The 26,665-nt window shown below is 57.1% G+C and carries 20 protein-coding genes; 9 read left to right on the top strand and 11 right to left on the bottom strand.

Annotated elements, in window-relative coordinates; translation table 11 throughout:
• Nucleotides 1-380 precede the first annotated feature (380 nt).
• Entirely contained in the window at nt 381-902 is a 522-nt protein-coding gene (locus K9U38_RS16135) for a GcrA family cell cycle regulator (protein ID WP_224495371.1), read from the top strand.
• A gap of 50 nt (nt 903-952) precedes the next feature.
• On the opposite strand, the gene phoR is transcribed toward K9U38_RS16135, so the two are convergent.
• Nucleotides 953-2,221 carry a phosphate regulon sensor histidine kinase PhoR gene (gene phoR, locus K9U38_RS16130; protein WP_224495370.1) on the bottom strand — a complete coding sequence of 423 codons (1,269 nt, stop codon included), beginning with the start codon at nt 2,219-2,221 and terminating at the stop codon, nt 953-955.
• Nucleotides 2,222-2,306: 85 nt separating this feature from the next.
• Here phoR and ppk2 point away from each other — a divergent pair, with 85 nt between their 5' ends.
• A complete protein-coding gene (ppk2, locus tag K9U38_RS16125) occupies nt 2,307-3,221 on the top strand; it encodes a polyphosphate kinase 2 (RefSeq protein WP_370631966.1) in 915 nt (304 codons plus the stop codon).
• On the opposite strand, the gene K9U38_RS16120 is transcribed toward ppk2, so the two are convergent.
• Nucleotides 3,146-5,050 carry a glycosyltransferase gene (locus K9U38_RS16120; RefSeq protein ID WP_224495368.1) on the bottom strand — a complete coding sequence of 635 codons (1,905 nt, stop codon included), beginning with the start codon at nt 5,048-5,050 and terminating at the stop codon, nt 3,146-3,148. The two genes, ppk2 and K9U38_RS16120, sit on opposite strands and share 76 nt — an antisense overlap.
• Nucleotides 5,051-5,397: 347 nt before the next feature.
• Here K9U38_RS16120 and K9U38_RS16115 point away from each other — a divergent pair, with 347 nt between their 5' ends.
• The 3 genes from K9U38_RS16115 to K9U38_RS16105 all read left to right on the top strand — a co-directional run bounded on the left by K9U38_RS16115 (nt 5,398) and on the right by K9U38_RS16105 (nt 8,434).
• Nucleotides 5,398-6,237, top strand: a complete 840-nt coding sequence (locus tag K9U38_RS16115) for a transporter substrate-binding domain-containing protein (protein ID WP_224495367.1) — start codon at nt 5,398-5,400, stop codon at nt 6,235-6,237.
• 126 nt (nt 6,238-6,363) lie between these two features.
• Nucleotides 6,364-8,019 (top strand): lysine--tRNA ligase, encoded by a 1,656-nt coding sequence (locus K9U38_RS16110; protein WP_224495366.1) that lies wholly within the window; start codon nt 6,364-6,366, stop codon nt 8,017-8,019.
• A 31-nt stretch (nt 8,020-8,050) separates the two neighbouring features.
• On the top strand, nt 8,051-8,434 hold the full coding sequence (locus tag K9U38_RS16105; RefSeq protein WP_224495365.1) for a VOC family protein: 384 nt from the start codon (nt 8,051-8,053) through the stop codon (nt 8,432-8,434).
• Nucleotides 8,435-8,437: 3 nt separating this feature from the next.
• On the opposite strand, the gene K9U38_RS16100 is transcribed toward K9U38_RS16105, so the two are convergent.
• From K9U38_RS16100 to K9U38_RS16075, 6 genes are all read right to left on the bottom strand, one after another.
• The gene (locus K9U38_RS16100; protein WP_224495364.1) at nt 8,438-9,316 is read right to left on the bottom strand and encodes a thermonuclease family protein; all 879 of its coding nucleotides are present in this window, start codon (nt 9,314-9,316) and stop codon (nt 8,438-8,440) included.
• Nucleotides 9,317-9,329: 13 nt separating this feature from the next.
• Nucleotides 9,330-9,971: a LexA family transcriptional regulator gene (locus K9U38_RS16095; protein WP_224495363.1), complete on the bottom strand. Its 642-nt coding sequence runs from the start codon at nt 9,969-9,971 to the stop codon at nt 9,330-9,332.
• A 147-nt stretch (nt 9,972-10,118) separates the two neighbouring features.
• A complete protein-coding gene (locus K9U38_RS16090; RefSeq protein ID WP_224495362.1) occupies nt 10,119-12,338 on the bottom strand; it encodes a 3-hydroxyacyl-CoA dehydrogenase NAD-binding domain-containing protein in 2,220 nt (739 codons plus the stop codon).
• Nucleotides 12,339-12,351: 13 nt separating this feature from the next.
• Entirely contained in the window at nt 12,352-13,560 is a 1,209-nt protein-coding gene (locus tag K9U38_RS16085; protein ID WP_224495361.1) for an acetyl-CoA C-acetyltransferase, read from the bottom strand.
• 27 nt (nt 13,561-13,587) lie between these two features.
• Entirely contained in the window at nt 13,588-14,760 is a 1,173-nt protein-coding gene (locus K9U38_RS16080; RefSeq protein WP_224495360.1) for an acyl-CoA dehydrogenase family protein, read from the bottom strand.
• Nucleotides 14,761-14,825: 65 nt separating this feature from the next.
• A complete protein-coding gene (locus K9U38_RS16075) occupies nt 14,826-16,619 on the bottom strand; it encodes an acyl-CoA dehydrogenase C-terminal domain-containing protein (protein WP_224495359.1) in 1,794 nt (597 codons plus the stop codon).
• Nucleotides 16,620-17,092: 473 nt separating this feature from the next.
• Between K9U38_RS16075 and K9U38_RS16070 the strand changes: the two genes are divergently transcribed.
• The 3 genes from K9U38_RS16070 to K9U38_RS16060 all read left to right on the top strand — a co-directional run bounded on the left by K9U38_RS16070 (nt 17,093) and on the right by K9U38_RS16060 (nt 22,474).
• On the top strand, nt 17,093-20,545 hold the full coding sequence (locus K9U38_RS16070) for a peptidoglycan-binding protein (protein ID WP_224495358.1): 3,453 nt from the start codon (nt 17,093-17,095) through the stop codon (nt 20,543-20,545).
• A 208-nt stretch (nt 20,546-20,753) separates the two neighbouring features.
• A complete protein-coding gene (locus K9U38_RS16065; RefSeq protein WP_224495357.1) occupies nt 20,754-21,686 on the top strand; it encodes a sulfite exporter TauE/SafE family protein in 933 nt (310 codons plus the stop codon).
• Entirely contained in the window at nt 21,683-22,474 is a 792-nt protein-coding gene (locus K9U38_RS16060; protein ID WP_224495356.1) for a TIGR02186 family protein, read from the top strand. Before K9U38_RS16065 ends, K9U38_RS16060 begins: the two co-directional genes overlap by 4 nt.
• Here K9U38_RS16060 and K9U38_RS16055 read toward each other — a convergent pair whose 3' ends face one another.
• Together K9U38_RS16055 and K9U38_RS16050 are read right to left on the bottom strand one after the other, a co-directional pair.
• Nucleotides 22,475-23,389: a class I SAM-dependent DNA methyltransferase gene (locus tag K9U38_RS16055; protein ID WP_224495355.1), complete on the bottom strand. Its 915-nt coding sequence runs from the start codon at nt 23,387-23,389 to the stop codon at nt 22,475-22,477. It lies immediately after the preceding gene.
• Nucleotides 23,389-24,459: a hypothetical protein gene (locus K9U38_RS16050; protein ID WP_444357727.1), complete on the bottom strand. Its 1,071-nt coding sequence runs from the start codon at nt 24,457-24,459 to the stop codon at nt 23,389-23,391. Before K9U38_RS16050 ends, K9U38_RS16055 begins: the two co-directional genes overlap by 1 nt.
• A gap of 407 nt (nt 24,460-24,866) precedes the next feature.
• Between K9U38_RS16050 and K9U38_RS16045 the strand changes: the two genes are divergently transcribed.
• The gene (locus tag K9U38_RS16045) at nt 24,867-25,829 is read left to right on the top strand and encodes an NAD(P)H-dependent flavin oxidoreductase (protein WP_224495353.1); all 963 of its coding nucleotides are present in this window, start codon (nt 24,867-24,869) and stop codon (nt 25,827-25,829) included.
• A 26-nt stretch (nt 25,830-25,855) separates the two neighbouring features.
• Here the strand turns inward: K9U38_RS16045 and K9U38_RS16040 are convergent, their stop codons facing one another.
• Nucleotides 25,856-26,665 (bottom strand): FAD binding domain-containing protein, encoded by an 810-nt coding sequence (locus K9U38_RS16040; protein WP_224495352.1) that lies wholly within the window; start codon nt 26,663-26,665, stop codon nt 25,856-25,858.

Below are 26,665 nucleotides of genomic sequence, written 5' to 3'. Positions count from 1 at the left end.
ATTCGAATCGCAATTGTCAAATGAACACTTGAACGGTCCGATCGCAAATGGACGCAATCTCGCATCCACATCAAATTAGGTACAACTTGCGCGCGCAATCGCAAGAATGGTTTGCCGGCGCCGGTACAGAGAGTCTTTTATGCAACAGTTCATCGCGCAAGTTGGGGAAAACCCAAAAAAGCATGGCCGCGGGCGGTGCCCGACTCTTGTCACAGAGTCATCCCATATTGTAGCTTGAGAAACGAAATAGCTAGATTTCGTGCGGCGTCTTCGTCATCTGAATAGATATGGTATTACACCAATCTGGAGCAATCCAGATGCGAGGAAGGATTCAGTCCGTTGTCCGCACAGAACAGAGCCCCATATGGAGCTAGGGAACGATGAACTGGACAGATGAGCGCGTAGAACAGCTAAAGAAACTTTGGGCCGATGGTCTGAGTGCAAGCCAGATCGCAGCACAACTGGGCGGTGTCAGCCGCAATGCCGTCATCGGCAAGGTCCATCGGTTGAAGTTGTCAGGCCGGGGCAAGACCACCTCCACCCAGGCGCGCAGCAAGAAGGTCAACACAAGCGCTTCCGGCGGGCAGCGCAGCGGTGGCTCCGCCCATATGACAAGCCGGGTCGTAAACCGGAGCGTCGGCGCAACGGCCTTGCAGACCGAGTACAGCACCGATCTCGTTCCGCATACGATCACGAGAACCGTGACCGATGTCGTCGTACCCATATCCCGGCGCCTCGAACTCGTTCAGCTCAGCGAGCGGACCTGCAAGTGGCCCGTAGGGGATCCACTGCAGCCGGACTTCAACTTCTGCGGAAATGACGTGGGCGATTCCGGCCCCTATTGCACGTATCACTCACGTCTCGCTTACCAGCCGGCGTCGGACCGTCGCCGCGTTCGCTAAGTTCTTTGCAATCCTCCACTAAGGCGCCGGAAGGCGCCTTCTTTTTGAGGTTATGGTTTTTGTGGCCCGAACAGGACCGTGAAGGATGAACCTTCGCCAACGCGCGAGCGGACAACCAGACGGGCACGGTGCCGCGTCAGGATATGTTTGACGATCGCAAGCCCAAGGCCCGTACCCTTCTGCGCCCGGCTCGTTTCGATATTCACCCGGTAGAATCGTTCGGTCAGGCGGGGAATGTGTTCTTCCGGGATTCCCGGCCCAAAATCCTGAACCGTTGCCCGGATCCCGTCGCTGCCCTGCTTCAGTTCAATGATGATCCTTTTTCCCGGCTGGCCGTATTTGCAGGCGTTTTCGACCAGGTTCTGGAATACCTGTGTCAGCTCATCGCGGTCACCGAGCACTTTGATTGGCCCGGGGTCGATATCCTGTTCGATTACCACGCCGAGGCCAGCAGCCAGGGGCCGCATTGAATCTGCCACATGGTTGAGTATTGCCGTCAAATCCACCTGATCCTTGACGGCGATATGGGCTTTCATCTCGATACGAGAAAGGGACAGGAGATCGTCGATCAGCCGGGCCATTCGTTCCGCCTGCTTCTGCATGATCTCAAGAAAATTGTCGCGCGCTGCCTCGTCATTGCGGGCAGGGCCGCGCAGCGTTTCGATGAAGCCGCTCAACGAGGCCAGGGGTGTACGCAATTCGTGACTGGCGTTTGCGACGAAATCCGAACGCATTCGTTCAAGCCTGTGCGCTTCGGTCAGATCCCGGAAAGACAGCAGATATTGCCTGTCTGCGCCCCCTGTCTGGTCGAGCAACAATACCGTGGCACGATACCATCGTTCGACCGGGACGCGTTCGGAATAGTCAACCGATCGCGCCACCCCATCGATCATCACCGACTGGACCAATGCCTGCATCTCGGGGGCGCGGAAGTGCATGAGGAGTGTTCCGCCCCTGGTCAGTGAACCGAAGGCGCCCGCGGCCGCGGGGTTGGCATAGAGGATCGTCCCATCATGGTCGAATATGATCAGCGGATCTGGCAACTGTTCCGCGAGCTGCTGCCCCGACAGGCGAAATATGGCGGTGTTGCTTGCGTGCAGGGCGGTATTCTGGCTGTCAACGCGGGGCAAGCTGGCCGACAGCAACACGACCGCAAGCAATACAAACATCAAGACCGCAAAGCTCAGCCAGAATGACGCGCCCGAATTCAGAACGAGTACCGTGAGAAATGCTGCCGCGCCCAGAACATAGCGGGACCGGCTGATCCTTTCCAGCGCACGGCGCCTTGTCCCACTACCCTCCTGACCCCAGATACTCATTCGCTAAACTCCTGCCCTGCCGCCCTTTTTTAGCCTCTGGACGATACAACGCTCTCCCCATAACATGGCTTTATGTCAATTGAGGATGAACGACGTGGGTAAAGATTCAAAAAAGAAACCTGATCAGGCTCAACAGGTCATCGCCCCGCTCGAATTAAAGATAGACGGGAAAAAACGCTCCTTCGATATTGACGATCCCGAGTTGCCCGACTGGGTAGAGAAGACCGCGCTGACCTCAGGCGGCTTTCCCTATACTGAGAAAATGCCCGAAGACGATTACGAGAAGGTACTCGAACGTCTGCAGATTGAACTTGTGAAGATGCAGTATTGGCTGCAGGACAGCGGTTCGAGTGTGATCTGCCTTTTCGAAGGTCGGGACGCCGCAGGAAAAGGAGGAACGATCTTTTCGCTGCGCCAATATATGAATCCACGCTCTGCGCGCAACGTCGCCCTTCCCAAGCCCAGCGAAACCGAGCGGGGTCAATGGTATTTCCAGCGATATATCGCTCATTTCCCGACCGATGGCGAATTCGTCACCTTCGATCGCTCCTGGTATAATCGCGCTGGAGTGGAACCCGTACTCGGCTTCTGTACGCCGGAACAGCATGAGGCATTCTTGAACGAGGTGCCGGGCTTCGAACGCATGATTGTCTCCGACGGCATTCATTTCTTCAAGTTCTGGCTCGACATCGGCCAAACCATGCAGTTGAAGCGCTTTCACGACCGCCGCCACAGTCCCCTCAAAAACTGGAAGTTTTCGCCCATCGACATCGAAGGGGCAAAGAAGTGGGATGGTTATACCAAAGCCCGCGACCAGATGCTTGCCCGCACCCAAACGCCTTCCGCACCTTGGATCGTTGTCCGGGCGAATGACAAGCGCCGCGCCCGCATTGCGGTAATCCGGCGAATTCTCCTGAGCTTGCCCTACAAGGGGCGCGACGTCGAGGCGATTGGCAATGAAGATACGTTGATCATTGGCTCGGGCGCGGAATTTGTCTGAAACGCGGATCGATCTGACGATCCTGCCGTAGCGGGCCTATGGGGGGTTTTTTCCCAGAGGAATGGCGTCCGGTGCAGTTGCCATAATGCGCGCCAGGCAGCTGCCGAGATCATGAGCCAATAAAAAGGTATCCAGACGAGTACGGGTCGAGAGCTTTGTCCTCCTTTCAATACGCGGCGGCCCAATGCATGAAATGCCAGATATCCCATCACGATATTGATGACATCGACAACGAGAAGGGTCCGCCGCACTGCGGCTGAACCGCCCTGTGGGAGATCAAAGGCCGAAAGTGCAACGGAAACGAGCATGAGCGGATAGAGCAATGCCGAGACGATCATTCCCGCCGATAATAATTGGTATACTGTGAAGCGTCGTGCTCCGAATTGATAAAGCAAGCGGATTGGCCGCCGCATTTCGACCAGCCATGTCTGCATCCAGCCCTTGATCCAGCGCGTCCTCTGCCTCAGCCATATGCGCGCTTCGGCTGGCGCGTCTTCGATTGTCGGCGTCGTAAGCATGCCGATTTCAAAGCCACATCGGGCCAGCCTTGTTCCCAGTTCGGCATCTTCCGTTACGTTGAATGGATCCCAGCCACCAACCGCCTCAAGGCAACCGCGCCGAAAATGATTTGAGCTCCCCCCAAGAGGCATGACGAGGCGATGGCGGGCAAGCCACGGCAATATCCCGCGGAAATGCGCCGCATATTCAAATGCGAACAGACGTGTCAGCCTGCCTGCATATGCATTGGCGATAACAAGCGGCGCTTGGAGACAGCCGAGCGTCTCTCCGCCTTTGGCGAAATGCCACCATGCCTCCTGCAGTTGCTGAGGGTGTGGACGATCTTCGGCGTCATATACAACGACGAAATCTCCTTTCGCCAGTTGCAGTCCATAGTTGAGTGCTTTTGGCTTCGTGCGAGGGCCGCCACTCGGAACGCGGACAATTCTGAAACCGGCCGGCAACATTGCGGCTTGAAGGGCAGCAATCGTCCCGATGTCATCCAGCTCACACAGAAACAGAACGTCGAGCTTCGATCGCGGCCAATTGAGCTCCCTCATGGCATTCACCAGCTGCGGGACGACGTCAGCCTCGTGATAAAGCGCAATCAAGACGCTGTAACCGGGCAATCCCGATGGTGAAAGGGGATACCAAGGCTGTATTCGCATGGACCCGACGTTATGACGCGCAAGCAAACGCAATAAAATACATGCCGAGAAAAAACTCGAAAAGAGAGCATGCAGCAGTTGCCATAACAGCCCCGGATTCAGCATCGCCGTGAAAAGGCATGAAGATGCTATGAAACCGATCATGACTCCCTGTGTCCCGGTCGCAACCACCTTTGCCGAATGTTCGGCACTTGTGATTTCTACCATGCGTATGGCCCTGTCCAGGAGGGCCGTCTCATGGCTTGACACCAGGAATTGGTCCAAAGCGTATGGTGTCGTTATTCGCAAACGCGCCGCTATTTCCGGGCTTCCTGGAAGATTGTTCTTGATTGCCGCGAGGTCGCTCAGACTCGGGGCGATGTAGATTAGTGTCGTATCCTCTGATGTCAGAACGACCGTGTGCCTCATGCCACGTAGCACTACAAAATCTGCCGCACTGGGCATTACAACGCGAACCCCCTCGGGTACATCTTCGAACAACAGCCCTGCTTCATCGGCGATGCACTGTCCAATTGTCGTTTCATGGATCCGCCCTGACGCATACAACTCGTCGATGAATGACGTTCCATTGACAAGCGATTGCCTGAATGCGCCAACAATGAGCGAACGCGGCATTCGCGTGCAGGCAAGTCGCGCCGCAAGCGAAACTTCAATCGTCCGCATTTTTCAGACGATAACGGCCGATCGCCCCTGCATCGACAGCAAATACAGATCCAAATCAATTACGGTCAATATTATCATTCCGAAAACCCTCAATCAAAAATTGCAGTGAATTCGATCAATACATCTTCAGTTGAAATACTTGCCTGTACTTTCTATTATCCAGAACGTGCTATACTGGATAGAAAATCACAATACGCTTCTGACGTTCTGTGGGCAGAATTCGACCAATTGATGAGTGGTCCGTCGCCGAAGCATCGGACCGGAAAGCGCTATCGCGTTCATCGCCGGTTCCATTTGGAGCGTGTTTGTTCTAGCTTGCCGCAAATCACATGATTGCGCTGGAACGAATGCATATCCGGAAAATTGCCGCCTTTGCCTTTGGCCTTAGTCTGGCCGTTTTGCCGAATGCGCATGCCGCATCGGATTTTCCGCATTATTGGGATGGTCGGGAACATGTTTCGAAACCCGACCTGACGACCGTCGAACGCATTCGCTTCATGACGACGGTAGATTACCCGCCCTTCAATTTCATCGACAGTACAGGACGCATTTCCGGGTTTAATGTGGATCTCGTGCGGGCGATTTGCGATGAACTGGGCGTCACGGCAATTTGCCAGATTGAGGCGCGCCCTTGGAACGAACTGCAGCCAACGCTTGAAAACGGTGAAGCCGAGGCGATTATTGCCGGGCTGAAACCAACTGCCGTCTTGCGGGAGAAGTACAACTTTACAGCCCCTTATATACGCCTGCCTGCCCGTTTCATGACGCTAAAAAATACGCCACTGAGGGAACCGCTTGCGAATGCCCTGGAAAACAAGACGGTTGGCGTTATCGCGGGTTCCGTGCACCAGGCGATACTTGCCGATTACTTCCCGCAAGCCCATTGGGTCGGCTACCCCTCACGCGACCTCATGTTCAAGGACCTGCAGGCGAAAAAGGTCGATGCGATATTTGGCGATGGTTCCGACCTCTCGTTCTGGATTGGCAGCCCAGACGCGAAAAACTGCTGTGCATTTGCTGGGGGGCCCTATGTCGCGCCGCAATTTCTCGGCGACGGCATGACAATTGCAACGACCCTGGCCAACAGCAAGCTCGTTGAGGCCTTCAATTTTGCCTTGAAAGCCATGGAAGAAAAGGGAACGATATCTGAACTCTACCTGCGGTATTTCCCGGTCGATTTTTACTGAAGCCAGTCCCATTCTTCAAAAATGAGCAATGATGGCGTTGGCGCGGACAGTTGTGATTGACGCGGGCAAACTGCCGCCATAGTGTCCGCGCGCCCCACCAAATGGCCGGAAACACAGGAAAAACGAATGACTTCGCGCCCGGATACACAAATCGAACTGACCGCCGAATTGATCGAGGCGGCAGCAGAGGCCAAAGCCTGGCCTTTCGAAGAGGCGCGTAAGATCATCAAACGGTATGAGAAAACCGGCTTTCCGGAGACGGTACTGTTCGAGACCGGCTACGGACCCTCCGGTCTGCCGCATATCGGGACGTTCGGAGAAGTGGCCCGAACATCGATGGTACGCCATGCCTTTCGGGTCCTGACCGGGGACACAGTCAAGACAAAATTGCTTTGCTTCTCCGATGACATGGACGGGATGCGGAAGATCCCGGAGAACGTACCAGACCCCTCCTTGCTGGCGCCGCACCTGCACGAGCCTCTTTCCGCAGTTCCCAACCCCTTTGACGGTGATTACAAGAGTTTTGCCGACCATAACAATGTCATGCTGTGCCGGTTCCTTGATACATTCGGCTTTGACTACGAATTTGCCAGCGCCACGGAATATTACAAGTCGGGCCGCTTCGACGAAGTGTTGCTGCGTGCGGCCGAGCGCTACGAAGAGATCATGAAGGTGATGCTGCCTACGCTCGGCGAAGAACGGCAGGCGACCTATAGTCCGTTCTTGCCCATCTCGCCCACCAGTGGCCGGGTTCTTTACGTTCCGATGAAGCATATCGATGCGAAGAACGGCACGATTACCTTTGACGACGAGAACGGCGTTGAAACGACTCTCCCCGTAACGGGTGGGAACGTGAAGTTGCAGTGGAAGCCTGACTTCGGAATGCGTTGGGCGGCCCTCGGCGTGGATTTCGAGATGTTCGGAAAGGATCACCAGACGAATGCGGTGATTTACGATCGCATATGTGAGATTCTGGGCGGCCGGGCTCCTGAACATTTTGTCTATGAGCTCTTTCTCGATGATGTTGGCCAGAAAATATCCAAGTCGAAGGGCAATGGTCTGAGCATCGACGAATGGCTGACCTACGCTCCAACCGAAAGCCTCGGCCTGTACATGTTCCAGAAGCCGAGGACAGCAAAGCGGTTGTATTTTGACGTCATTCCAAAGGCGGTAGACGAATACTTTACCTACCTGTCCGCGTATGGCCGGCAATCCTGGAAGGACCGGCTGAACAATCCAGTCTGGCATCTGCACGACGGCAACCCGCCAGCGATCGAGATGCCGGTTCCATTTGCGCTGCTGCTCAACCTTGTGAGCGCCTCCAATGCTGAGAACAGCAGTGTTCTCTGGGGCTTTATATCGCGCTATGCGCCGGGCGTTACGCCTCAGAACAATCCGGAACTCGATGCATTGGTGGGTTACGCGATCCGCTATTTCAATGACTTCGTCAAGCCGTCGAAGAAATTCCGCGCGCCAGATGACGTGGAGCGCGTCGCCCTCGAAGCAATGGACAAGAAGCTTGCAACCATTCCCGCCGACGCCGACGGCAGCGAGATCCAGAATGCGATACTCGATGTCGCCCGCGCAATCGAACGCTACCAGGACCATACGAAAAAAAGCCCTGAAGGCGGCCCGGGTGTTTCAGTATCCTTCTTCCAGATGCTCTACGAGGTGCTGATCGGACAGGAGCGTGGACCACGCTTTGGCTCCTTCGTCGCACTTTATGGCATTGCCGAGACTCGCGCCCTCATTGCGAAGGCACTGGCGGGCAATCTATCATAGGCTGACAGAGCAACATGCTTGGGAGGACTGAATGATCGATCATACAGGCGTAGCCGTAGGTGATTACCAGAAGAGCAAGAAGTTCTACGCCGATGCATTGGCTGCCATAGGATATCAACTGATCGTCGAGTTCCCCGCCTCCGTCACCGGTACCGAAGGCGTTGCCGGATTTGGCGAGGGTGGGAAGCCGGATTTCTGGGTTGTCAGCGGCACGCCCAACAAGCCTCCGGTTCATGTGGCCTTCCGTGTCGGCAGCCGCACTATGGTCGACGCCTTCTATAAAGCGGCAATAGCAGCCGGCGGCACCGACAATGGACAGCCGGGACTGCGTCCCCATTACCATCCAAACTACTATGGGGCGTTTGTCCGTGATCCAGACGGCCACAACATCGAAGCGGTTTGCCACGAAGCTTAGAGCTTACTGTGGACGAGGCGGAAATGGAGCGTCCGGCGCAGTGAGCGGCGGCGGAGTGACGGCAGGCTCCTCCGTCGGCAAAAGCGTATCGCTGAAAGACGGCATTGGTACTTCCTGGGTCACTGGAAGAGCCGCCGGTGCTTCACCAAAGATGCCGCGTTTTTCTTCTTCGGCTTTTTTCATCGCGTCAGCCATCGGGGTGCCGTGCTTGACGCGCGCCCAACCGTTTTCCACCAGCCATTGCGCGAGATCGGCATTCCCAAGCTTGCAGTGGGTCGCGATCACATCGTCGGTTGGCTGGCCAGGTACGTCGCATTCGATCGCGCGCGATCGCAGCCAGTTGCGAAATGCTGTCCTCGCTGCCATGCCGCATGGCCAGCTCGCTCCGTCGCCGGCACTGCAGGTCTCCTCTATGGGCAGTGTTTCGATGCCATCGAGCGCGATCTTGTAACCTGACGCTTCGATTGTTCCGGCGGCAAGAGCAACCGGCTGGTAGAGCAGCAACGGCTTTGCCGTATTGTCGACCGGCACCGGAGGTGGAGGCGGCGCTACGGTCGCGGCTTGCCCAAGTTGGCTCAATGGTTGACGAGGTTCGACACGTTCCAGTGGCGTTGACTGGCTGTCTGGCAACGCAGGTGCGTCCGGATTGACCTGTCGCGCTTCGGGAGAGGTTACGCGTCCCTTCAAGGGCGCGGCCTCCGGCTCGGCGTCCGGCACATCATTCTTCATTTCATCGGGTAGTTCAAAGTCTTCAGGCGTGATGTCGACATCCTGACCCGTCACAGCGGGCGTCCCGACACCGCCGTGGAAGGGTGCCATAAAGGCGTAGGTCAGCGAAATGGCGACGAAAACGGTCAAAACATAGAGCGGCAACTGACGCATACGGAAAAATTTCCTACTGGCTTGCCCATAGGATCCGGGCGACCCAGTCTATGTGGGCCGCATCAAAAGTACGATTAGGGTGTTCAGGATTCATCGACTGCAATTCGATCGTCCGCGGAGTTTGCCGGGCGAGGACCTTGGCCATGACCTCTCCATCCTTGGTGCGAACCACGACGCGATCACCCCGCCGTACGGCTGCGCCAGGCGAGACGATGATCGTATCGCCGTCACGATATAGCGGCAGCATGGAATCGCCTGATACTTCCAGGGCATAAACGGTATCACCGGGACCTATCGGAAACTCGACGACATCCCAACCCTGCCCTACCGGAAAACCGCCATCGTCAAAGAAACCGCCCGCCCCAGCCTGCGCAAAACCAAGGAGCGGTACTGACCGCGTCGTCGTACCGCCTGACCTTGTGGCTTTGCCCAGAACCAGCATCATGAACTCGTCGAGCGACGCCCCCGTCGCCTCCATAATCTTCGCCAGGGATTCGGTAGAAGGCCATCGCGCGCGGCCGTCTACAGCATAACGCTTCGATTTGTTGAACGTTGTCGGATCCAGCCCTGCCCGCTTCGCCAATCCGGAAACGGAGAGCGAATGGCGTTCTGCCAGTGCATCGATGGCCGCCCAGATGCGGTCATGTGAAAACATGGGATGTTCCAGCGACGAGGAAAAAATACCTTCCCTATTGTTCTAAGAAGGAAACCCGGAAAAGTCGAGAAAAATTGCGGAAAACTTTCTTATCCACAAAGAAAAAGGGGCGATCAGTGCCCGCCCCTTGAGAGGGTGGCCGCGAGGTCAAGCGGCCTGCTTCTTTTCCTCAGCCGGATAGGGATTGAACCTTTCGTAAAAGGTGTCGCCCTTTTCGGCCATATCAAGCAGGAGTTTCGGCGCCTTGAACTGCGCACCGTATTTGCGCTGCAGCCCCTTGGCGATCTCTACAAACCTTGCTGCCCCCATGCCATCGATGTAGGACAGCGTTCCGCCCGTGTAGGGCGCAAAGCCGAAAGCAAGGATCGACCCCACATCCGCTTCACGCGGATCGGTAACGATGCCTTCCTCCATCACGCGTGCCGCTTCAAGGGCAATGGTGAAGAGGAACCGCTGCTTCAAGACATTGACGTCGATCTTGTCCGGGTCCTGCTGAGGATAGAGCGTCTTAAGCTCCGGCCACAGGTGTTTCTTCGCGGGCTTGGCCGGGTAGTCATAGAAGCCCTTGCCGTTCTTGCGACCGCGGCGGTCGAATTTATCAACCAAAGTGTTGACGAGCTCTACATGCCGCGGGTCGACAGCCTTTGGTCCGAGATCTGCCAATGTGGCCTTCAGTATCTTTTGCGAAAGATCAATCGCCGTCTCGTCGTTGAGTGCCAGCGGGCCGACCGGCATGCCCGCCATCCGGGCAACATTTTCGATCATTGCCGGCGGAACACCTTCAATCAGCATGTTGTAGGCTTCCGACATGTAACGCAGAACGCAGCGATTGACGTAGAAACCACGCGTGTCATTCACAACGATCGGCGTCTTCTTGATCGCACGGACGTAGTCAAGCGCAACGGCAAGTGCCTTGTCCGACGTCTTCTTGCCAAGAATGACTTCCACCAGCAGCATCTTGTCCACTGGTGAGAAGAAATGGATGCCGACGAAGTTCTTGGGTCGCTGTGAGACTTTGGCAAGGCCGGTAATTGGCAAGGTTGAAGTGTTGGACGCGAATATCGCGGCCGGCTTCAGGACCGCCTCCGCCTTTTCGGTCACTGCCCGTTTGACTTCGCGGTCTTCGAAAACCGCCTCGATGACAAGGTCTGCACCTTCCAGATCAGCATAGTCGGCCGATGCCGTGATCAGGCCTAGCAGTTTTTCCTTTTCCTCGGCTGTCGCCTTGCCCTTCTGCACTTCCTTGGTGATCAGCTCGGCGGAATGTGCCTTGCCCTTTTCTGCCGCCTCGAGGCTCTGGTCGAGGAGCACCACCGGGATGCCAGCCTTTGCGGTGACATACGCGATACCAGCCCCCATGAAGCCCGCACCGACAACGCCGACTTTCTTGAATTTGGTAGGCTTGATGTCGCTCGGACGACGTGCGCCCTTGTTCAACTCCTGCAGGGATACGAACAGCGAGCGGATCATCATGCCGGCTTCGGTCGTCTGCAGGATCTTTGTGAAGTAGCGCTGTTCGATCTTGAGTGCGGTGTCGAACGGGACGAGCAGACCCTCATAGACTGATTTGAGGATCGATGCCGCGCCCGGATAATTGCCGTAGGTTTCGCGGCGAAGGATCGCAGTCGCCGCAGGCCAGAGATTGGCGCCGGCTGGGGAATAGATCGCGCCACCGGGGAGCTTGAAGCCCTTTTCATCCCATGGCTGCACGGGCTTCAAACCGGCCTTGATCATCTTCTTGGCCGCGTCGATCAGCTTTTTGGCTGGAACAACCTCATGCACCAGCCCCATTGCCTTGGCGCGTGATGCCGTCAGACTAGACCCTGTAGTCATCATCTGCAGGGCATCCTGCTGGTTGGTCAGCCGCGGTACGCGCTGGGTTCCGCCTGCACCTGGAAAGATGCCGACCTTGACTTCCGGTAAGGCCATCTTGACGGCCGGGTCGTCGGAAACAACGCGGCCATGGCAGGCCAATGACATCTCGAATGCGCCGCCCATGCACGTGCCGTTGATCGCGGAAACCCATGGTTTGCCGCACGTTTCCAGCTTGCGGAACAGGCCACCCATCTTGCCAGTGTTCTCGAACAGCAGTTCAACCGCCTTCTTTGGGTCCTTTGCCTTCTCTTCCTGGAAAAGCTGGAACATGCGCTTGAGCATGGTCAGATCGGCACCACCGGAGAACGTGTCCTTGCCGGAGGTAATCACAGTTCCCTTGATTGACTCGTCCTTTGTGACCCGGTCGACGATCGCGTCCAATTCCTGCATGACCTCTTCGGTGAAAACATTCATGGACTTGTCGGGCATGTCCCAGGTAACGAGGGCTATGCCGTCCGCGTCAACGTCGAATTTGAAGTTCGTATAGCTCATCTTCCCTATCTCCTCAGACGCGTTCGACGATGGTTGCGGTGCCCATGCCGGCGCCTATGCACAAGGTAACCAGTGCGATGTTGAGATCACGGCGCTCCAGTTCATCGAGAACAGTGCCAAGGATCATGGCACCTGTGGCGCCCAGAGGGTGCCCCATGGCGATGGCACCGCCGTTGACATTGATCTTTTCGCGCGGAATGTCGAAGGCCTGCATGTAGCGCAGGACCACCGCGGCAAACGCTTCATTGAGCTCGAAGAGATCGATGTCCGAAATCTTCATCCTCGCCCGCTTCAACAGCTTCTCCGTTACATCGACCGGGCCGGTCAGCATCAGAGCCGGGTCCGAACCGATATTGGCGAATGCGCGGATGCGGGCACGCGGCTTTGCGCCGATAGCCTTGCCCGCGCCCTTCGAGCCAAGCAATACGCCCGCAGCGCCATCGACGATTCCGGACGAATTGCCGGCATGATGGACATGATTGATCGTCTCGACCTCGGGATGTGCCTGAATGCCAACAGCATTGAAGCCTCCCATTTCGCCGGGCATGACAAAGGAGGGATTCAATGAGGCCAGCGCCTGCATATCCGTCGCCGGACGCATGTGCTCGTCATGATCGAGTATCGTCAGCCCGTTCTGGTCCTTTATCTCGAGAACCGACTTCTTGAAATATCCGTTCTTCCAGGCTTCCCCGGCCCGCTTCTGGCTCTCGACCGCGTAAGCATCGACGTCATCGCGGGTGAAGCCGTACTTCGTAGCGATCAGGTCGGCGGAAACGCCCTGCGGCATGAAATAGCCCGGCAGGCCGACGGACGGATCCATATACCAGGCGCCGCCTGACATGCCCATGCCAACACGGGACATGGACTCGACGCCGCCGGCAATAACGATGTCGTCCGCACCCTGCACGATCTTGGCGGCAGCAAAATTCACCGCATCAAGTCCGGATGCACAAAACCGCGATATCTGCATGCCTGGCGCCTTGAAATCATATCCCGCTTCAAAGGCGGAGGAACGCGGGATGACAGCTCCGGCTTCGCCGACCGGATCGACGCAGCCGTAGATGATGTCATCGACCAGGCCCGTGTCGAGTCCGTTGCGGTCGCGCAGCGCCTCGAGCACGTGGGCGCCGAGGCGGACCGCAGGCACTTCGTGCAGGCTGCCGTCCTTCTTGCCCTTGCCGCGCGGCGTGCGGACGTGGTCGTAAATGTATGCCTCAGTCATTTCATTCTCCCTGTTCGAACCGGCAGCTCAAAGGCTGCGGGCGATCAAAAGCTTCATGATTTCGTTGGTGCCGCCATAGATCCGCTGGACGCGGGCATCACGGAACATGCGGGCGATAGGATATTCGTTCATATAGCCGTATCCGCCATGCAACTGCAGGCATTCGTCGACCACTTTGTTCTGCAAATCGCTGAGCCAGTATTTCGCCATCGAGGCCGTGACCGGATCAAGCCCGCCATTCACGTGGCGTTCGACACAATGATTGTAGAAGACACGCCCGATGGTCGCCTCTGTCTTCAGCTCAGCCAGTTTGAACTGGGTGTTCTGGAACTCAATGACAGCCTTGCCGAAGGCTTTGCGCTCCTTGACATAATCCGACGTGATGGCAATGGCACGCTCCGCCATGGCGATTGCCGTCCCACCTATCTGCAGGCGCTCCTGGGGCAATTGCTGCATCAGCTGAACAAAGCCCTGCCCCTCTTCCGTCCCGAGAAGATTGGACGTGGGTACCCGGACTTCATTGAAAAAGAGCTCTGACGTATCGTTGGACTTCAGCCCGACCTTATCGAGATTGCGGCCGCGTTCGAAACCTTCCTGCCCATCGGTTTCAACTACGATAAGCGAGGTACCCTTTGCCCCCTGCGCAGGGTCGGTCTTGGTCACGACGATGACGAGGTTGGCAAGCTGACCGTTGGTAATGAACGTCTTTGACCCGTTGATGACGTAGTGGTTACCATCCCTTTTCGCGCTGGTCTTTACACCCTGGAGATCCGATCCCGCACCGGGCTCGGTCATGGCGATGGCGCCGATGAGTTCGCCGGTCGCCATTTTCGGCAACCATCGCTGTTTCTGCTCCTCCGAACCATAGTGAAGGATATAGGGAGCAACGATGGAATTGTGCAGAGCTATGCCGAATCCGTCGACGCCGACATGGCTGATGGCTTCAAGAATGGCGCTTTCGTGCGCATAGGAGCCACCCGCTCCGCCATATTCCTCCGGCATCGAGGCGCACAGGAGCCCGTTCTCTCCAGCGAGCTCCCAAGCCGAGCGATCGAATATTTCCTGTTTCTCGAAACGGTCATAGTGCGGCAGTATCTCCGCCTCGAGAAACCTCGTGGCCATCTCTTCCAGCATGACGACATCTTCCGTCTTCCAGCCGGGTTTCGGCACACCCAATACTTCTTCCGGTCGCAGACCCATCACAAACCTCCCAAGATCAGTTGACGGAGCCGCGTGGTCGCGGCTCGAAATGAGCGTGCAGCAGCTTAGAATGCTTCCGCTGCGAGCGCCATCATCGTATCAGCTCCAGTCTGGATGCGGGCAAGATGCGCCGATGTTTCCGGCATGACGCGCTCCATGAAGAACTTGCCCGTGACGAGCTTGGTCTCATGGAAGGCCTTGTTGCCTGTGCCTTCAGCCAGCTTGGCGTGCGATGCCTTGGCCATGCGCGCCCACATATAGCCAAGCGATACCAGGCCGAAGAGATGCATGTAGTCGGTGGAGGCAGCCCCAGCATTGTCGGGATTTGCCATGCCGTTCTGCATCAGCCACATGGAAGCGGCCTGCAAATCGTTGAGGCCCTTCTTCAAATGCTTGGTGAAGAATGAGAGTTTCTCGTCGCCGCGATTTTCTTCGCAGAAATCGCCCACTTCCTTGAAGAAGGCCATGACAGCCCGGCCGCCATTGGCGCCGAGCTTGCGGCCGACCAGGTCCAATGCCTGGATGCCATTCGCACCCTCGTAGATCATGGCGATGCGCGCATCGCGCACGTACTGGCTCATGCCATGTTCTTCAATATAGCCATGGCCCCCGAAAACCTGCTGGGCCAAGCACGCATGTTCAAAGCCCTTGTCGGTCAGCACACCTTTCAGCACCGGCGTCATCAGGCCGAGAATGTCATCCGCCAGCTGCCGTTCGGCCTCATCGCCCGAGCGATGCGCAATGTCGGACTTCAGCGCCGACCAGAGAATGAATGCGCGGCCTGCCTCGTTGAAAGACTTGATCGTCAGGAGGATGCGCCGGATGTCGGGATGGACGATGATCGGGTCGGCTTTCTTGTCCGGCTGCTTGGGACCGGTCAAGGCGCGCCCCTGAATGCGGTCGCGCGCATAGATGGCAGCATTCTGGTAGGCGATCTCGCCTATCGAAAGACCCTGCAGGGCAACGCCGAGACGCGCTTCGTTCATCATCGTGAACATGGCGCGCAGACCCTTGTTCTCTCCGCCGATCAGGTAACCGGTCGCTTCGTCATAGTTCATGACGCAGGTCGAATTGCCGTGGATGCCCATCTTCTCTTCGATCGAGCCGCACGACACGCCGTTGCGGGTGCCGGGATTGCCGTCCTTGTCGAGCATGTACTTGGGCACGATAAACAGCGAAATGCCCTTGGTACCTTCCGGCGCACCTTCGATGCGGGCCAGGACGAGATGGATGATGTTCTCAGCCATGTCGTGCTCACCGGCCGAGATGAAAATCTTCTGCCCGGAAATCCGGTAGGAGCCATCGGCGTTTGGCACAGCCTTGCTTCGCAACATGCCCAGGTCGGTACCGCAATGCGGCTCCGTGAGGTTCATGGTGCCGGTCCACGTCCCATCGGTCATCTTGGGCAGATAGGACTGCTTCTGTTCGTCGGTTCCATGCGTGAGAATGGCAGCGATTGCGCCCTGTGTCAGACCGGGATACATGACCAGCGCCATGTTGGCCGAAGCCATATATTCGCCGGCCGCCACGTGCAACGCATAGGGCAACCCCTGGCCGCCAAATTCCTGCGGCACGGCAAGGCCTACCCAGCCACCCTCCCGATACTGGTCGAATGCTTCCTTGAACCCCTTCGGCGTGGTCACCGAACCGTCATCATGGCGGACACAGCCTTCATGATCGCCGGTCTGGTTCACTGGAAACAACGTGTTCTCGGCAAGCTTGGCGCCTTCGCCCAAAATCGCTTCGACGATATCCGGGGATGCATCGCCAAAACCCGGAAGGTTGTTGTAACGCTCAAAACCAAGAACATCGTTCAGGATAAACAGCGTATCTTCAACAGGCGCACGATAACTCGGCATCAGGTTTCCTCCAAAACATATACGAGCAAAATGCGGCACCGTAGTCATGGTACCATCAGATTTCCGCCCTCTGTAACAAATTTTGACGTTTCCGTAAACGTCAAAATTCTGTGAATTCCGGTCTTCTGCAAGAATATTTTGAAGCGGGCCATCTGCCATATGGCACCACCATGAATTCCCTATGAAACGCCGCCTCCGTGCGGCGACATTTTTAATGATTAGCAGATTGTTTTAACGAGTTGTTTACCACGTTTCGCCAATGTCACGGTGTCGGTGATCCGTGTCTATGTGTGATTTGTTTTTCACGGCTTGTCGGACCGCATGGGGCAGACCTGTCCTGGCTTTCCGGATTAGCCCGAATGGACCTGTGAGGACACATTCCTGCTTTTCGGCAACCGAGACCAGCGTCGCTGCTCCAAGGTCAAGAAGTTAAACCCGCCAATGCTGTTGGCGTTAGGAAAAAGCAGACGTCCATGACGAAGCAAAGGTCACTGATGGAACAGGTCAATGTGAACCGCGCACGCCGCGATGCGACGTCGCTGGATAGTCTCAATCAGACACTCGAAACGATCGAAGGCCAGTTGCGCCGGGCCATGGAGCCAAAGCCGGATATCAGCGAGGGAAGCCAGGACATTGCGGACCGCTTCGCCGCCCTAGCCTCACGCGCTGGCCGACCGGCAGCGCCGAGGCACATGGCGCAGCCAGCACCGGTTGCTAGCCAGCCAGCCGACGGCAAGCACGACCTTACCGCCATTGCAGCACAGTTGAAGCAGCTGCGCGACGAGATGCGCGACGAATCCGAACCAGCGCCACCGGCCGGCTTGACTGCACGTGGCGACACGATCAACCGCCTGTGGCAGTCAACGGCGGCGAGTGAAGGGTTCGGCGATGATACCAAGGCTGGTCGACCGGAGGCCAGTCATCTATCCATGCTCCGTGGTGACCTCGAAGAACTGAGGCGCACCGTGGACACGCTGGCACGCGAGGAATCCGTAAGGGACCTTGGCAGCCGTTGGGACGCGATGGACGAGCGCTTCGATGCGTTCGCGCAAGGCAACCCATTCAATGGGGAAATTGCCAGCGCTTCGCTCGGATCGCTGGAAGGCCGCCTCAAGGAAATTCGTGAAACGCTGGACGGTTTGCCCCAGTCATTGCCGCTCCAGAACGTTGAAGAAAAACTGTTGTTGCTGGCAAGCGCTGTTGATCAGATGTCACGGAAGAACGGCGCTTCCCTGACAGGCAAGTTCATGCAGCAGGTCGATGAGCGCCTTGATGAAATCAGCCGTGCAATTGTTGCTACATCCAGGCCTTCGACCACACGCAATATCGAAGCCGATGCCTTCGAGCGGCTTGAGGCGCGGATCACGTCTCTGGCGACAAAGGTCGAGGCAGCGACTCTTGACCGGACATCCGATACCATCCTCAAGGGAATGATCGAACTCGCCGAGCGCGTTGATGATCTGACCGCACAGCATGCAGCGCCCGTCTCCAATCTTGACGTGCTGTCCGACCAGCTTGCTGCAATCACCCGACATCTGCAAAATGCGCCGGCATCGATCAGCATTACCGACTTCCGCGATCTGGAAGACCGGGTGTTGCAGATCATCGACAAGCTTGAAAACATGCCGCAGCCGCCTGCTGCTGATCCCGCCTTTATCGAACAGATCGATCAACGTTTCGAAGCGCTGACCCGCCGCCTCGACGATCATCACATGATGGTCGAGCACAGCGACATTCGTCTTTCCGATAATCTTGAGGCCCGTTTTGACGATATTGCACGTTACATCGCCAAGAACGTACCCGATGTCGACAATACGCACGGCGCTATCCGCAATCTCGAATTGCAGATCGCCAGCCTGGCGGAACATTTGTCACGTACGAATGAGCACCAATCGGAACTGCGGGCGATTCCTCCCCGGCTCGATGCGATCGAGGAATCCATCGCCCTGAACCGCGATCTCGTGCTTGAAGCAGCGCGCAATGCAGCGGCGGAGGCGATCCGCAATACGGCCAGCTTCGACAGTATCCATGATAACGCGATTGCCCATGAACTCGCCGAGGATTTGAAGACTCTCGAAATGCTTGCGCGCAAGTCTGAAGAGCGCAATACCAAGACGTTCGAAGCGATCCACGACACCTTGCTCAAGATCGTTGATCGGCTGGCCTCGCTGGAAAGCAGCACAACCCCGGAACGCAGTGCGTTCGGTGCCATCGCCGGGGGAACGATCATCGCCGAGGACGCGGAGGCACTTGACTACGACCCGAAACTTCCTGTCGAGCCCGCCGATAGCGTATCTCAATTGCAGGAGGACGATGTCTCTCCAGACGTGAACCTCTCCGGCGATCTTGATGACACGCCCCGGCAAAAACGATCTCTTTTTGGTAGTTTTGCTCGCGGCCTGAAGGGGCGAAACAAACAGGACGCCACAAACCAGGATTCGGGGTTGGATTTGCCGGGGCGCGACGAGCGTCCCGACGTGAAGATGGACTTCGATCCGGATATCCTCAACCGCCCGCTGGAACCAGGCTCAGGCATGCCTGACCTGAACTCGATCCTTAAGCGGGTGCGCGACGACCGGCGGGATGCGCCCACCGTCAGCGACGTCCCTGCCGGCAAGGCCGATTTCATCGCGGCTGCACGCCGGGCTGCCCAGGCGGCGGCGTCGGAAATTGATAGCCAGAGTGTACTTCCAGTCCAGCAGGAAGAAGCGGTCACGGCTAAGGCCGGGCTTCTCTCCCGGCAGCGCAAGCCGATCCTTCTTGCAATCGGCGCAATCATGATCGCAATTGTCGGCCTGCAGTTGAAGAGTGCATTCCTCGATCATCCAGCGCCATCGAACCTGGCGACCGGTCAGGCCAAGCCGGGTGAGACGGACGATCTCGCGTCCAGCACCACCGAAGCCAATCCTGCCATAGCGGCTGAACCGGCTGCGCCTTTGGACAGCACGGGACCGGCATCGGCGGCATCCCTGCCTGCCCCCGACAGTGTCGCCAGCGTCATTGCCTCCCAGCAAAATACTCCACCTACGTTCACGGCCACCGACACCGCAGCCGGCGGCGCAATGACCGCTCCAGCCGTTCCGGCAGAAGTCGGGCCGGAGCCCCTGCACACAGCGGCAGCAAATGGCGATCCCAGGGCATTGTTCGAAATTGGCAACCGCTACATGGATGGACGAGGCATCGATCGGGACTACACCAAGGCTGCCGACTCATATCGCATCGCTGCCGAGAAGGGTTATGCCCCTGCCCAATATCGTCTCGGCAACTTCTACGAAAAGGGCCTCGGCGTCGCGCGTGACCTGACGAAGGCCAAGACATACTACCAGCTTGCAGCCGAACAGGGGAATGCGAGCGCCATGCACAACCTCGCTGTGCTGTTTGCTGCAGGTACCGATGGCGCCCCGGACAATGACTCTGCCGCGCTCTGGTTTGCCAAAGCCGCGGAGCTTGGAGTGAAGGACAGCCAGTTCAATCTTGCGGTCCTTTCAGCGAAAGGCATGGGCGTCCAGCAGAATCTTGAAGAAAGCTACAAGTGGTTCGCTCTTGCAGCGAATGCCGGCGACAAGGATGCATGGCAAAAGCGCGACGAAGTTGCAAAGGCCATGTCTCCCGAACAGCTTCAGCGGGCACGCGCGGCTGTCGAGCTCTGGAAGCCGAAGCCGATGAACGCGGACGCCAATGCTCTTAATGTACCCGAAGAGTGGCTTGATACCCCATCCACTACAGGTTCCATTGATATGGAAAAAGCCATTCGCAACGTGCAGATGATCCTGAACAAACATGGTTACGATGCAGGCGGTTCTGATGGCAGGATCGGAGCCAAGACCCGCGATGCGATCATGGCATTCCAGAAAGACAATGGGTTGAAGCCGACAGGCAACATAGACGGCGAGTTTGTCCGGAACCTTCTCGGTAAGAACGGGTAGGCACCTTGCATTTCCAAGCATAGTTCTGGTTAAAAACAGCAGCTACCCCGTTGTTGCGACAATTGGTTTCGTGTTTGAACCGGTATGTCCCGCAACATTGAGTCAGTGTTTGACTCAAGCCCGTCGAGAGGGCAAGAAACCTTAAAGAATTGCTGTCATTGTGGTGTTACGACGGCGTCGTAGCACCATGATGAGTTTGGGGTTTGTATTGGGTATTTACCTACCTATAGCCGAGATCTCGGTCAATATCTTCGTGCTCTTCGGCATGGGAGCGGCGGTCGGATTCCTGTCGGGCATGTTCGGTGTGGGTGGTGGCTTTCTGATTACGCCGCTGCTGATCTTTTACAATATTCCACCTGCAGTTGCGGTTGCCACCGGTGCCAATCAGGTCATTGCCTCGTCGTTCAGTGGTGCACTGACGCATTTCAGGCGAGGTACGCTCGACATCAAGCTCGGATCCTTGCTGGTGATCGGCGGCATCATCGGCGCCGCCGTCGGCATATACGTGTTCGTGCTCTTGCGGGAACTCGGCCAGCTCGACCTGATCGTCTCCCTGCTCTATGTGGTTTTTCTGAGCACTGTCGGCGGTTTGATGCTGTATGAAAGCGTCCAGTCGATGCGCCGGGCGCGGGCAGGACAACTCGCCACTTTGAAGAAGCCCGGCCAGCACAATTGGGTGCACCGCCTGCCATTCAAGATGCGGTTTCGCCAATCCAAAATCTATGTGAGCATCATTCCTGTGCTCGTTCTTGGTGGAGCGATCGGCTTTCTGTCGTCCATCATGGGCGTCGGTGGTGGCTTCATCATGGTTCCCGCCATGATCTACTTGCTCAAGGTACCGACGAACGTCGTTATCGGCACATCGCTGTACCAGATCGTATTCGTCACCGCCTTCGCGACGGTGATGCAGGCGACAACCAACCAGTCCGTCGATATCGTCCTGGCAATGCTACTCATGTCAGGCGGTGTCGTTGGAGCGCAATATGGCGCTCGAATTGGCCAAAAATTGCGAGGCGAGCAACTGCGCGCGCTGCTTGCATTGCTTGTCCTTGCGGTTGGCTTGCGTCTTGCCATAGAGCTTTTCGTGACACCCGATGACCTTTATTCGATCTCGCTCGCGATTGCGACGGGGGCGACATGAGCATGTGCGCCAAAGCCCTGGCATTGGCGATCTGGCTCGGAACAGCTGCAGCCGCCTTTGCCCAGCAACCGTTGAACAAGGAAACGGTAGAAATCGGACTTTCTACCGACACCATAGCGATTACGTCTGGTTTCCGTGGAACCGATCTGACGGTCTTTGGTGCCTTGGACAATGCGGACCCGTTGATCCAGCGCCAGGGTCGCTATGATGTGGTCGTCATTCTGCAAGGCCCGGAACGTGATTTCGTCGTACGCCGCAAGGACCGTTTCTTCGGCATCTGGGTTAACACGGAATCGGTAACTTTCCAGCACATACCGGCATCCTACTCGCTTGCATCGACGCGCAGCCTGCAGGACATCACTACACCGAAGGTGTTTGCCCAGCTCGGTCTCGGCATCAACAATATATTCTATGAACCAATGCCGGACAGCTTTGGATCAAGTGCCACGCTGAGGGAGTTCTCCACGGAACTGCCGCGACTGAAGCTGAAGCAAAAGCTTTACAGCCAACGCATGGGAGATGTGCAATTCCTGTCATCGACCTTGTTCCGCGCGACGCTTTCTCTACCGGCCAATGTGCCGGTCGGCAAGCACGTGGCGCGAGCCTACCTATTCCGGAATGGTGAATTTCTGCGAGAGAGCGCCACGAGCCTCAACATCGTCAAGGCAGGTCTGGAGTTTCGCATTTACCGGGCCGCCAACCAGCACAGCCTTCTCTACGGTCTCTTCGCTGTCTTCCTCGCCGTTGTGACTGGATGGATGGGCCGTCTGGTATTCCGCAAGGACTGATCAGTTCGCCTTGGCGACTGCGATGAGCCCCTGGAGAGCCTCCCCTCGATCGAGGCGTATCTGCTCGCGCTGGATGCTCACGGGGACCAAGGCATGCTCCGCGAGAAGACGGCGCACATAGGCTTCGGAGTGCGTATAACGCAGCGAAGATTGGAGAGCTGGCTCGTCGCGGTCACCTGCATCATGCTCGACCGAAAACGCAAAGAGGCCGTCCCGTACGAGGACTCGCGCGACATTGGCGAAAGCTTGATCGAGATCACCGACGTAAACGAAAACATCTGCGGCGATGACGAGATCCGCGCTGTTCGAAGCCGCGTCCAGCTCGTTGACATCACCTTTTGCCAAGCTGTCATAGACATGCTTTTCCGCAGCCTTCTGCAGCATGGCGTCCGAGAGGTCCGTGCCGGCCAGGTAATCCGCTGCGGCACGGATGTGGGTGCCCATCAGCCCTGTACCGCAGCCGAGGTCGAGCACGGACCGAAATTGCCTTCCAGGCGCAGACGCATGAATGGCATTCGCCAGCAATTCAGGCACGCGGTAGTCCAAACGCTCCACGAGCGCAGCCTCAAAGGTCGGGGCATAGGCGTCAAAGAGCGTTTCGACATAGGCCGTGGGCGGCGTGTGGGGAGCCTTTGCATGGCCAGCAGCCGCAAGCTTCAACGCCGCACCAAACCGGTCTGCCGGATCAAGCTCGAGCACGCGGTTCCAGGCACGGGCTGCCGCATCGTGCTCACCGGCCGCCGCCTCCATTTCGCCGAGGCGGAACAGGCCGGCCGCCCATTGCGGTACGATTTCCAACGCCTGGCGCATCAGATCAGCCGCGGCAGCATGATCGCCGGATTCAAACAACATGTCCGCATAGGAGGAACGCCGGTCGGCGATCATATCCCCGGAAGATAGAAATGCGCGCGCCATCAGTTCGTGATCTGGACGCGGATGGAGATGATGTCGACCGACTTTCCAGCCTGGGAAACATCAGAGTTGATTTTTATGACGCCGCCAGCGGCTGGCTGCTTGTCCGCGGGAAACTGTTTCTGCACCAGATACTCGCCATTGGCATCCGAAACATCGAAACGGGTACGCCCGCAATCACCGAGATTGCCGAAGTCACAACTAACCGCGATCTGTGTACTCGTACCATCCTGCGTCTTGGCAATGATATCGAAGACAGCGTTCGTCCCCACCAGCTGCTCTAGAACGCCCTGCCCCACAGCAAAGCTGATGTCGTCAGCCTCGCCGGGAGATTTGATGCGCAGGAACTTCTCCAGTTGGTCGCCATCGACACTGGCCATTGCTCGACCGGCCACAGACACACCGGTGGAATCGGCCGGATCGAAAATCGTGATCCAAGTGCTTTCTGACGCAACCTGTCCTTCCTTTACCGGTTCCTGGCTCTCACTGTTGGTTCGAGTGTCTGCAGTCATCGGCGGGGCACTGGACGGTTTCTGATTGACGATCCCGGATGCGACAACCCACAGCAGCCCCAATGCAACTGCCAGCAAAGCGAAAAGAATAAGAAGCTTGCTGAACCCGCTCGCTTTCTTGTGCTCAGTTTTGCGGCTCCCCCGTTGCTGCAGGCGTTCCGGCCGGTAATTGTCGGCAACAACTGCTTCTTCCGCTACGGAGTCAGGCGTGCCGAGGTTGGCCTCCGGCATGGCACTGAGCGTCGGCTCCACCCTGGATGCAGGTTCGATTGACGGAATAGTATCGTCAGGCATCACGGGTTCGAGCCGCTCTTCGACCGAAGCGGGCGGAGGTGGAGGCGTCAGTTCACCTACTGTCTGGATCTCTTTTTCTATGCGGATGATCGATGCTTTCAGCCGCTCACGGCGATCTTCACGCTGGTCATCGTCAAGCGCGCCGTTGGCCGCCAATGAACGCTCATGAGCACCCCAAGCGGATTCGTAGATTTTCTGACGAATGGCAGGGTTGTTGGCATCCGATTTCGCCAACGCGTTCCGGATCGCTTGCTCGATCGCTTCCAACTCGACGATGTCCCCTCAAAGCGGCTCTTGTGAATGGGTAGCCATAGCCTATTTGACTGCTTATTCAAGACTCTCGCGGCGCAATGATGGCAGTTTAGTCTATATGAACCCGGACGCACCAATTTATGCTGCAAGGCCCGGCAACGTGCAGTCCGGGCGCTCCATCTTGATTCTGGAACCGGCACTCCCTGACCAACGTCCAGCGCGATCATTGAACAAATAGGGTTGAACATGGAGCCCGATTCCGAGAAATTCGTACATATTTCGGGCGCAATAGCCCCACCCTTTTACTGGAAAGTTGCGCACGGAACCCGGAATTTATCACCTTTGACTTGCTCATTGCTAGCGGTCTGCTAAAAGAATTACGTTTACGAAAACGTCAAAGTTTACTGCATGGGAGATGCGACATGGCTCTGCCGGACATTCTGAAAACCAAGCTGCGTATTCCGGTTGTGGGAGCGCCGCTATTCATCGTTTCGCATCCACCGCTTGTCATCGCCCAGTGCAAGGCTGGTATAGTCGGCTCCTTTCCGGCTTTGAATGCCCGGCCCGAAGCCCAGCTTGACGAATGGCTGGCGCAGATTACCGAAGAGTTGCGCAACCACGACGAGAAAAATCCCCATCGCCCGGCCGCCCCCTTCGCTGTCAACCAGATTGTCCACCGATCCAACAAGCGGCTCGAACACGATCTGACCATGTGCGTCAAGTACAAGGTTCCTATCGTTATCTCGTCCCTGGGAGCGGTTCCCGAAGTCAATGAGGCGATTCATACCTACGGTGGCATCGTCCTCCACGACATAATCAACAACCGTCACGCGAATTCCGCGATCCGCAAGGGTGCAGATGGGTTGATTGCCGTTGCTGCGGGGGCCGGCGGTCATGCAGGTCCGCTCTCACCCTTCGCCCTCGTCCAGGAGATCCGGGAATGGTTCGACGGACCGCTCCTCCTGTCCGGGGCCATCGCCACAGGCCGCGCCATTTTGGGCGCACAGGCCATGGGTGCTGACCTGGCCTATATAGGCTCGCCCTTCATTGCTACCGACGAGGCACGCGCCGTAGACGGCTACAAGCAGATGATCGTCGGATCCACCTCATCCGACATCGTCTACTCGAACTACTTTACCGGGATCCACGGCAACTATCTGAAGCCATCCATCGCCAATGCAGGCATGGACCCCGAACACCTGCCGGAAGCGGATCCGTCCAAGATGGATTTTGAAGCCGCAACGACTGGTGCCAAGGCGTGGAAGGACATTTGGGGTTGTGGCCAGGGCATCGCTGCCGTCAAGGAAGTCCTCCCTGCCGGCAATCTGGTTGCACAACTGGAACGCGAATATCATGCGGCAAAAGCGGCGCTCTGCGCCGCGTAGCCGCCCTGTGCATCTCTCGCCGGCCGTCACATCGGACGGTTGGCAATCTCCGCAACAGCGCGTTTTGCCATCACTTTCACAAGGTTGGCACGATAGTCCGCAGTGGCGTGCAAATCGGACAAAAGTCCGTCCGGATTGACCGACAGTTTGTCCAGTGCGGACGGAGTGAAGCTTGTGGCCAGGGCCGTCTCGGCATCGTTGAGCCGGAAGACGCCGTTTTCACCCGCGCCCGTAACGGCAACCCGGATCTGGTCACCCGATCTGGCAACAAAAACACCCGCCATGGCATAGAGCGATGCCGGATTGGGAAATTTCTTGTACGCGGCTTTGTCCGGAGCGGTGAATTCCACTGCGGTGATTATCTCTTCCGGTTCAAGCGCCGTTTCAAACAAGCCTACGAAAAACGCCGAAGCTGGTACGGAACGCTGGTTGGTGATAATTGTAGCTTCCAGCGCCAACATGGCTGACGGATAGTCCGCGGCCGGATCGTTGTTGGCAATCGAGCCGCCTATCGTACCCATGTTGCGCACTTGGGGGTCACCGATATGGCCGGCAAGGCTGGTGATCGCCGGACAGATTTTGGCGAGTTCCTCATTGGTCGCGACTTCCGAATGCGTCGTTACTGCGCCAATCCGAACCTTGCGGCCGTCGATCTTGATACCTTTCAGGGCATCGATCCGCCGCAAATCGATAAGGTCGGATGGTGATGCCAGCCGTTGCTTCATCGTCGGAATCAGAGTCATGCCACCGGCAAGATATTTGCCGTCCTGCGCCTCACCCATCAATCTTGCCGCACCTTCGACGGAGGTGGCGCGATGATACTGTGTCTCATACAT

The sequence above is a fragment of the Phyllobacterium lublinensis genome (assembly GCF_020164435.1).
Classification (GTDB): Bacteria; Pseudomonadota; Alphaproteobacteria; order Rhizobiales; family Rhizobiaceae; genus Phyllobacterium; species Phyllobacterium lublinensis.
This window is presented reverse-complemented; position numbering and strand designations above follow the sequence as displayed.

What these genes read in the sequence shown, in the direction of transcription:
- phoR (WP_224495370.1), bottom strand. Translation starts at nt 2,221, where the DNA reads ATGAGTATCTGGGGTCAGGAGGGTAGTGGGACAAGGCGCCGTGCGCTG.
- K9U38_RS16040 (WP_224495352.1), bottom strand. Translation starts at nt 26,665, where the DNA reads ATGTATGAGACACAGTATCATCGCGCCACCTCCGTCGAAGGTGCGGCA.
- K9U38_RS16070 (WP_224495358.1), top strand. Translation starts at nt 17,093, where the DNA reads ATGACGAAGCAAAGGTCACTGATGGAACAGGTCAATGTGAACCGCGCA.
- K9U38_RS16105 (WP_224495365.1), top strand. Translation starts at nt 8,051, where the DNA reads ATGATCGATCATACAGGCGTAGCCGTAGGTGATTACCAGAAGAGCAAG.
- K9U38_RS16115 (WP_224495367.1), top strand. Translation starts at nt 5,398, where the DNA reads ATGCATATCCGGAAAATTGCCGCCTTTGCCTTTGGCCTTAGTCTGGCC.
- K9U38_RS16085 (WP_224495361.1), bottom strand. Translation starts at nt 13,560, where the DNA reads ATGACTGAGGCATACATTTACGACCACGTCCGCACGCCGCGCGGCAAG.
- K9U38_RS16100 (WP_224495364.1), bottom strand. Translation starts at nt 9,316, where the DNA reads ATGCGTCAGTTGCCGCTCTATGTTTTGACCGTTTTCGTCGCCATTTCG.
- K9U38_RS16055 (WP_224495355.1), bottom strand. Translation starts at nt 23,389, where the DNA reads ATGGCGCGCGCATTTCTATCTTCCGGGGATATGATCGCCGACCGGCGT.
- K9U38_RS16120 (WP_224495368.1), bottom strand. Translation starts at nt 5,050, where the DNA reads ATGCGGACGATTGAAGTTTCGCTTGCGGCGCGACTTGCCTGCACGCGA.
- ppk2 (WP_370631966.1), top strand. Translation starts at nt 2,307, where the DNA reads ATGAACGACGTGGGTAAAGATTCAAAAAAGAAACCTGATCAGGCTCAA.
- K9U38_RS16080 (WP_224495360.1), bottom strand. Translation starts at nt 14,760, where the DNA reads ATGGGTCTGCGACCGGAAGAAGTATTGGGTGTGCCGAAACCCGGCTGG.
- K9U38_RS16135 (WP_224495371.1), top strand. Translation starts at nt 381, where the DNA reads ATGAACTGGACAGATGAGCGCGTAGAACAGCTAAAGAAACTTTGGGCC.
- K9U38_RS16060 (WP_224495356.1), top strand. Translation starts at nt 21,683, where the DNA reads ATGAGCATGTGCGCCAAAGCCCTGGCATTGGCGATCTGGCTCGGAACA.
- K9U38_RS16045 (WP_224495353.1), top strand. Translation starts at nt 24,867, where the DNA reads ATGGCTCTGCCGGACATTCTGAAAACCAAGCTGCGTATTCCGGTTGTG.
- K9U38_RS16110 (WP_224495366.1), top strand. Translation starts at nt 6,364, where the DNA reads ATGACTTCGCGCCCGGATACACAAATCGAACTGACCGCCGAATTGATC.
- K9U38_RS16090 (WP_224495362.1), bottom strand. Translation starts at nt 12,338, where the DNA reads ATGAGCTATACGAACTTCAAATTCGACGTTGACGCGGACGGCATAGCC.
- K9U38_RS16075 (WP_224495359.1), bottom strand. Translation starts at nt 16,619, where the DNA reads ATGCCGAGTTATCGTGCGCCTGTTGAAGATACGCTGTTTATCCTGAAC.
- K9U38_RS16095 (WP_224495363.1), bottom strand. Translation starts at nt 9,971, where the DNA reads ATGTTTTCACATGACCGCATCTGGGCGGCCATCGATGCACTGGCAGAA.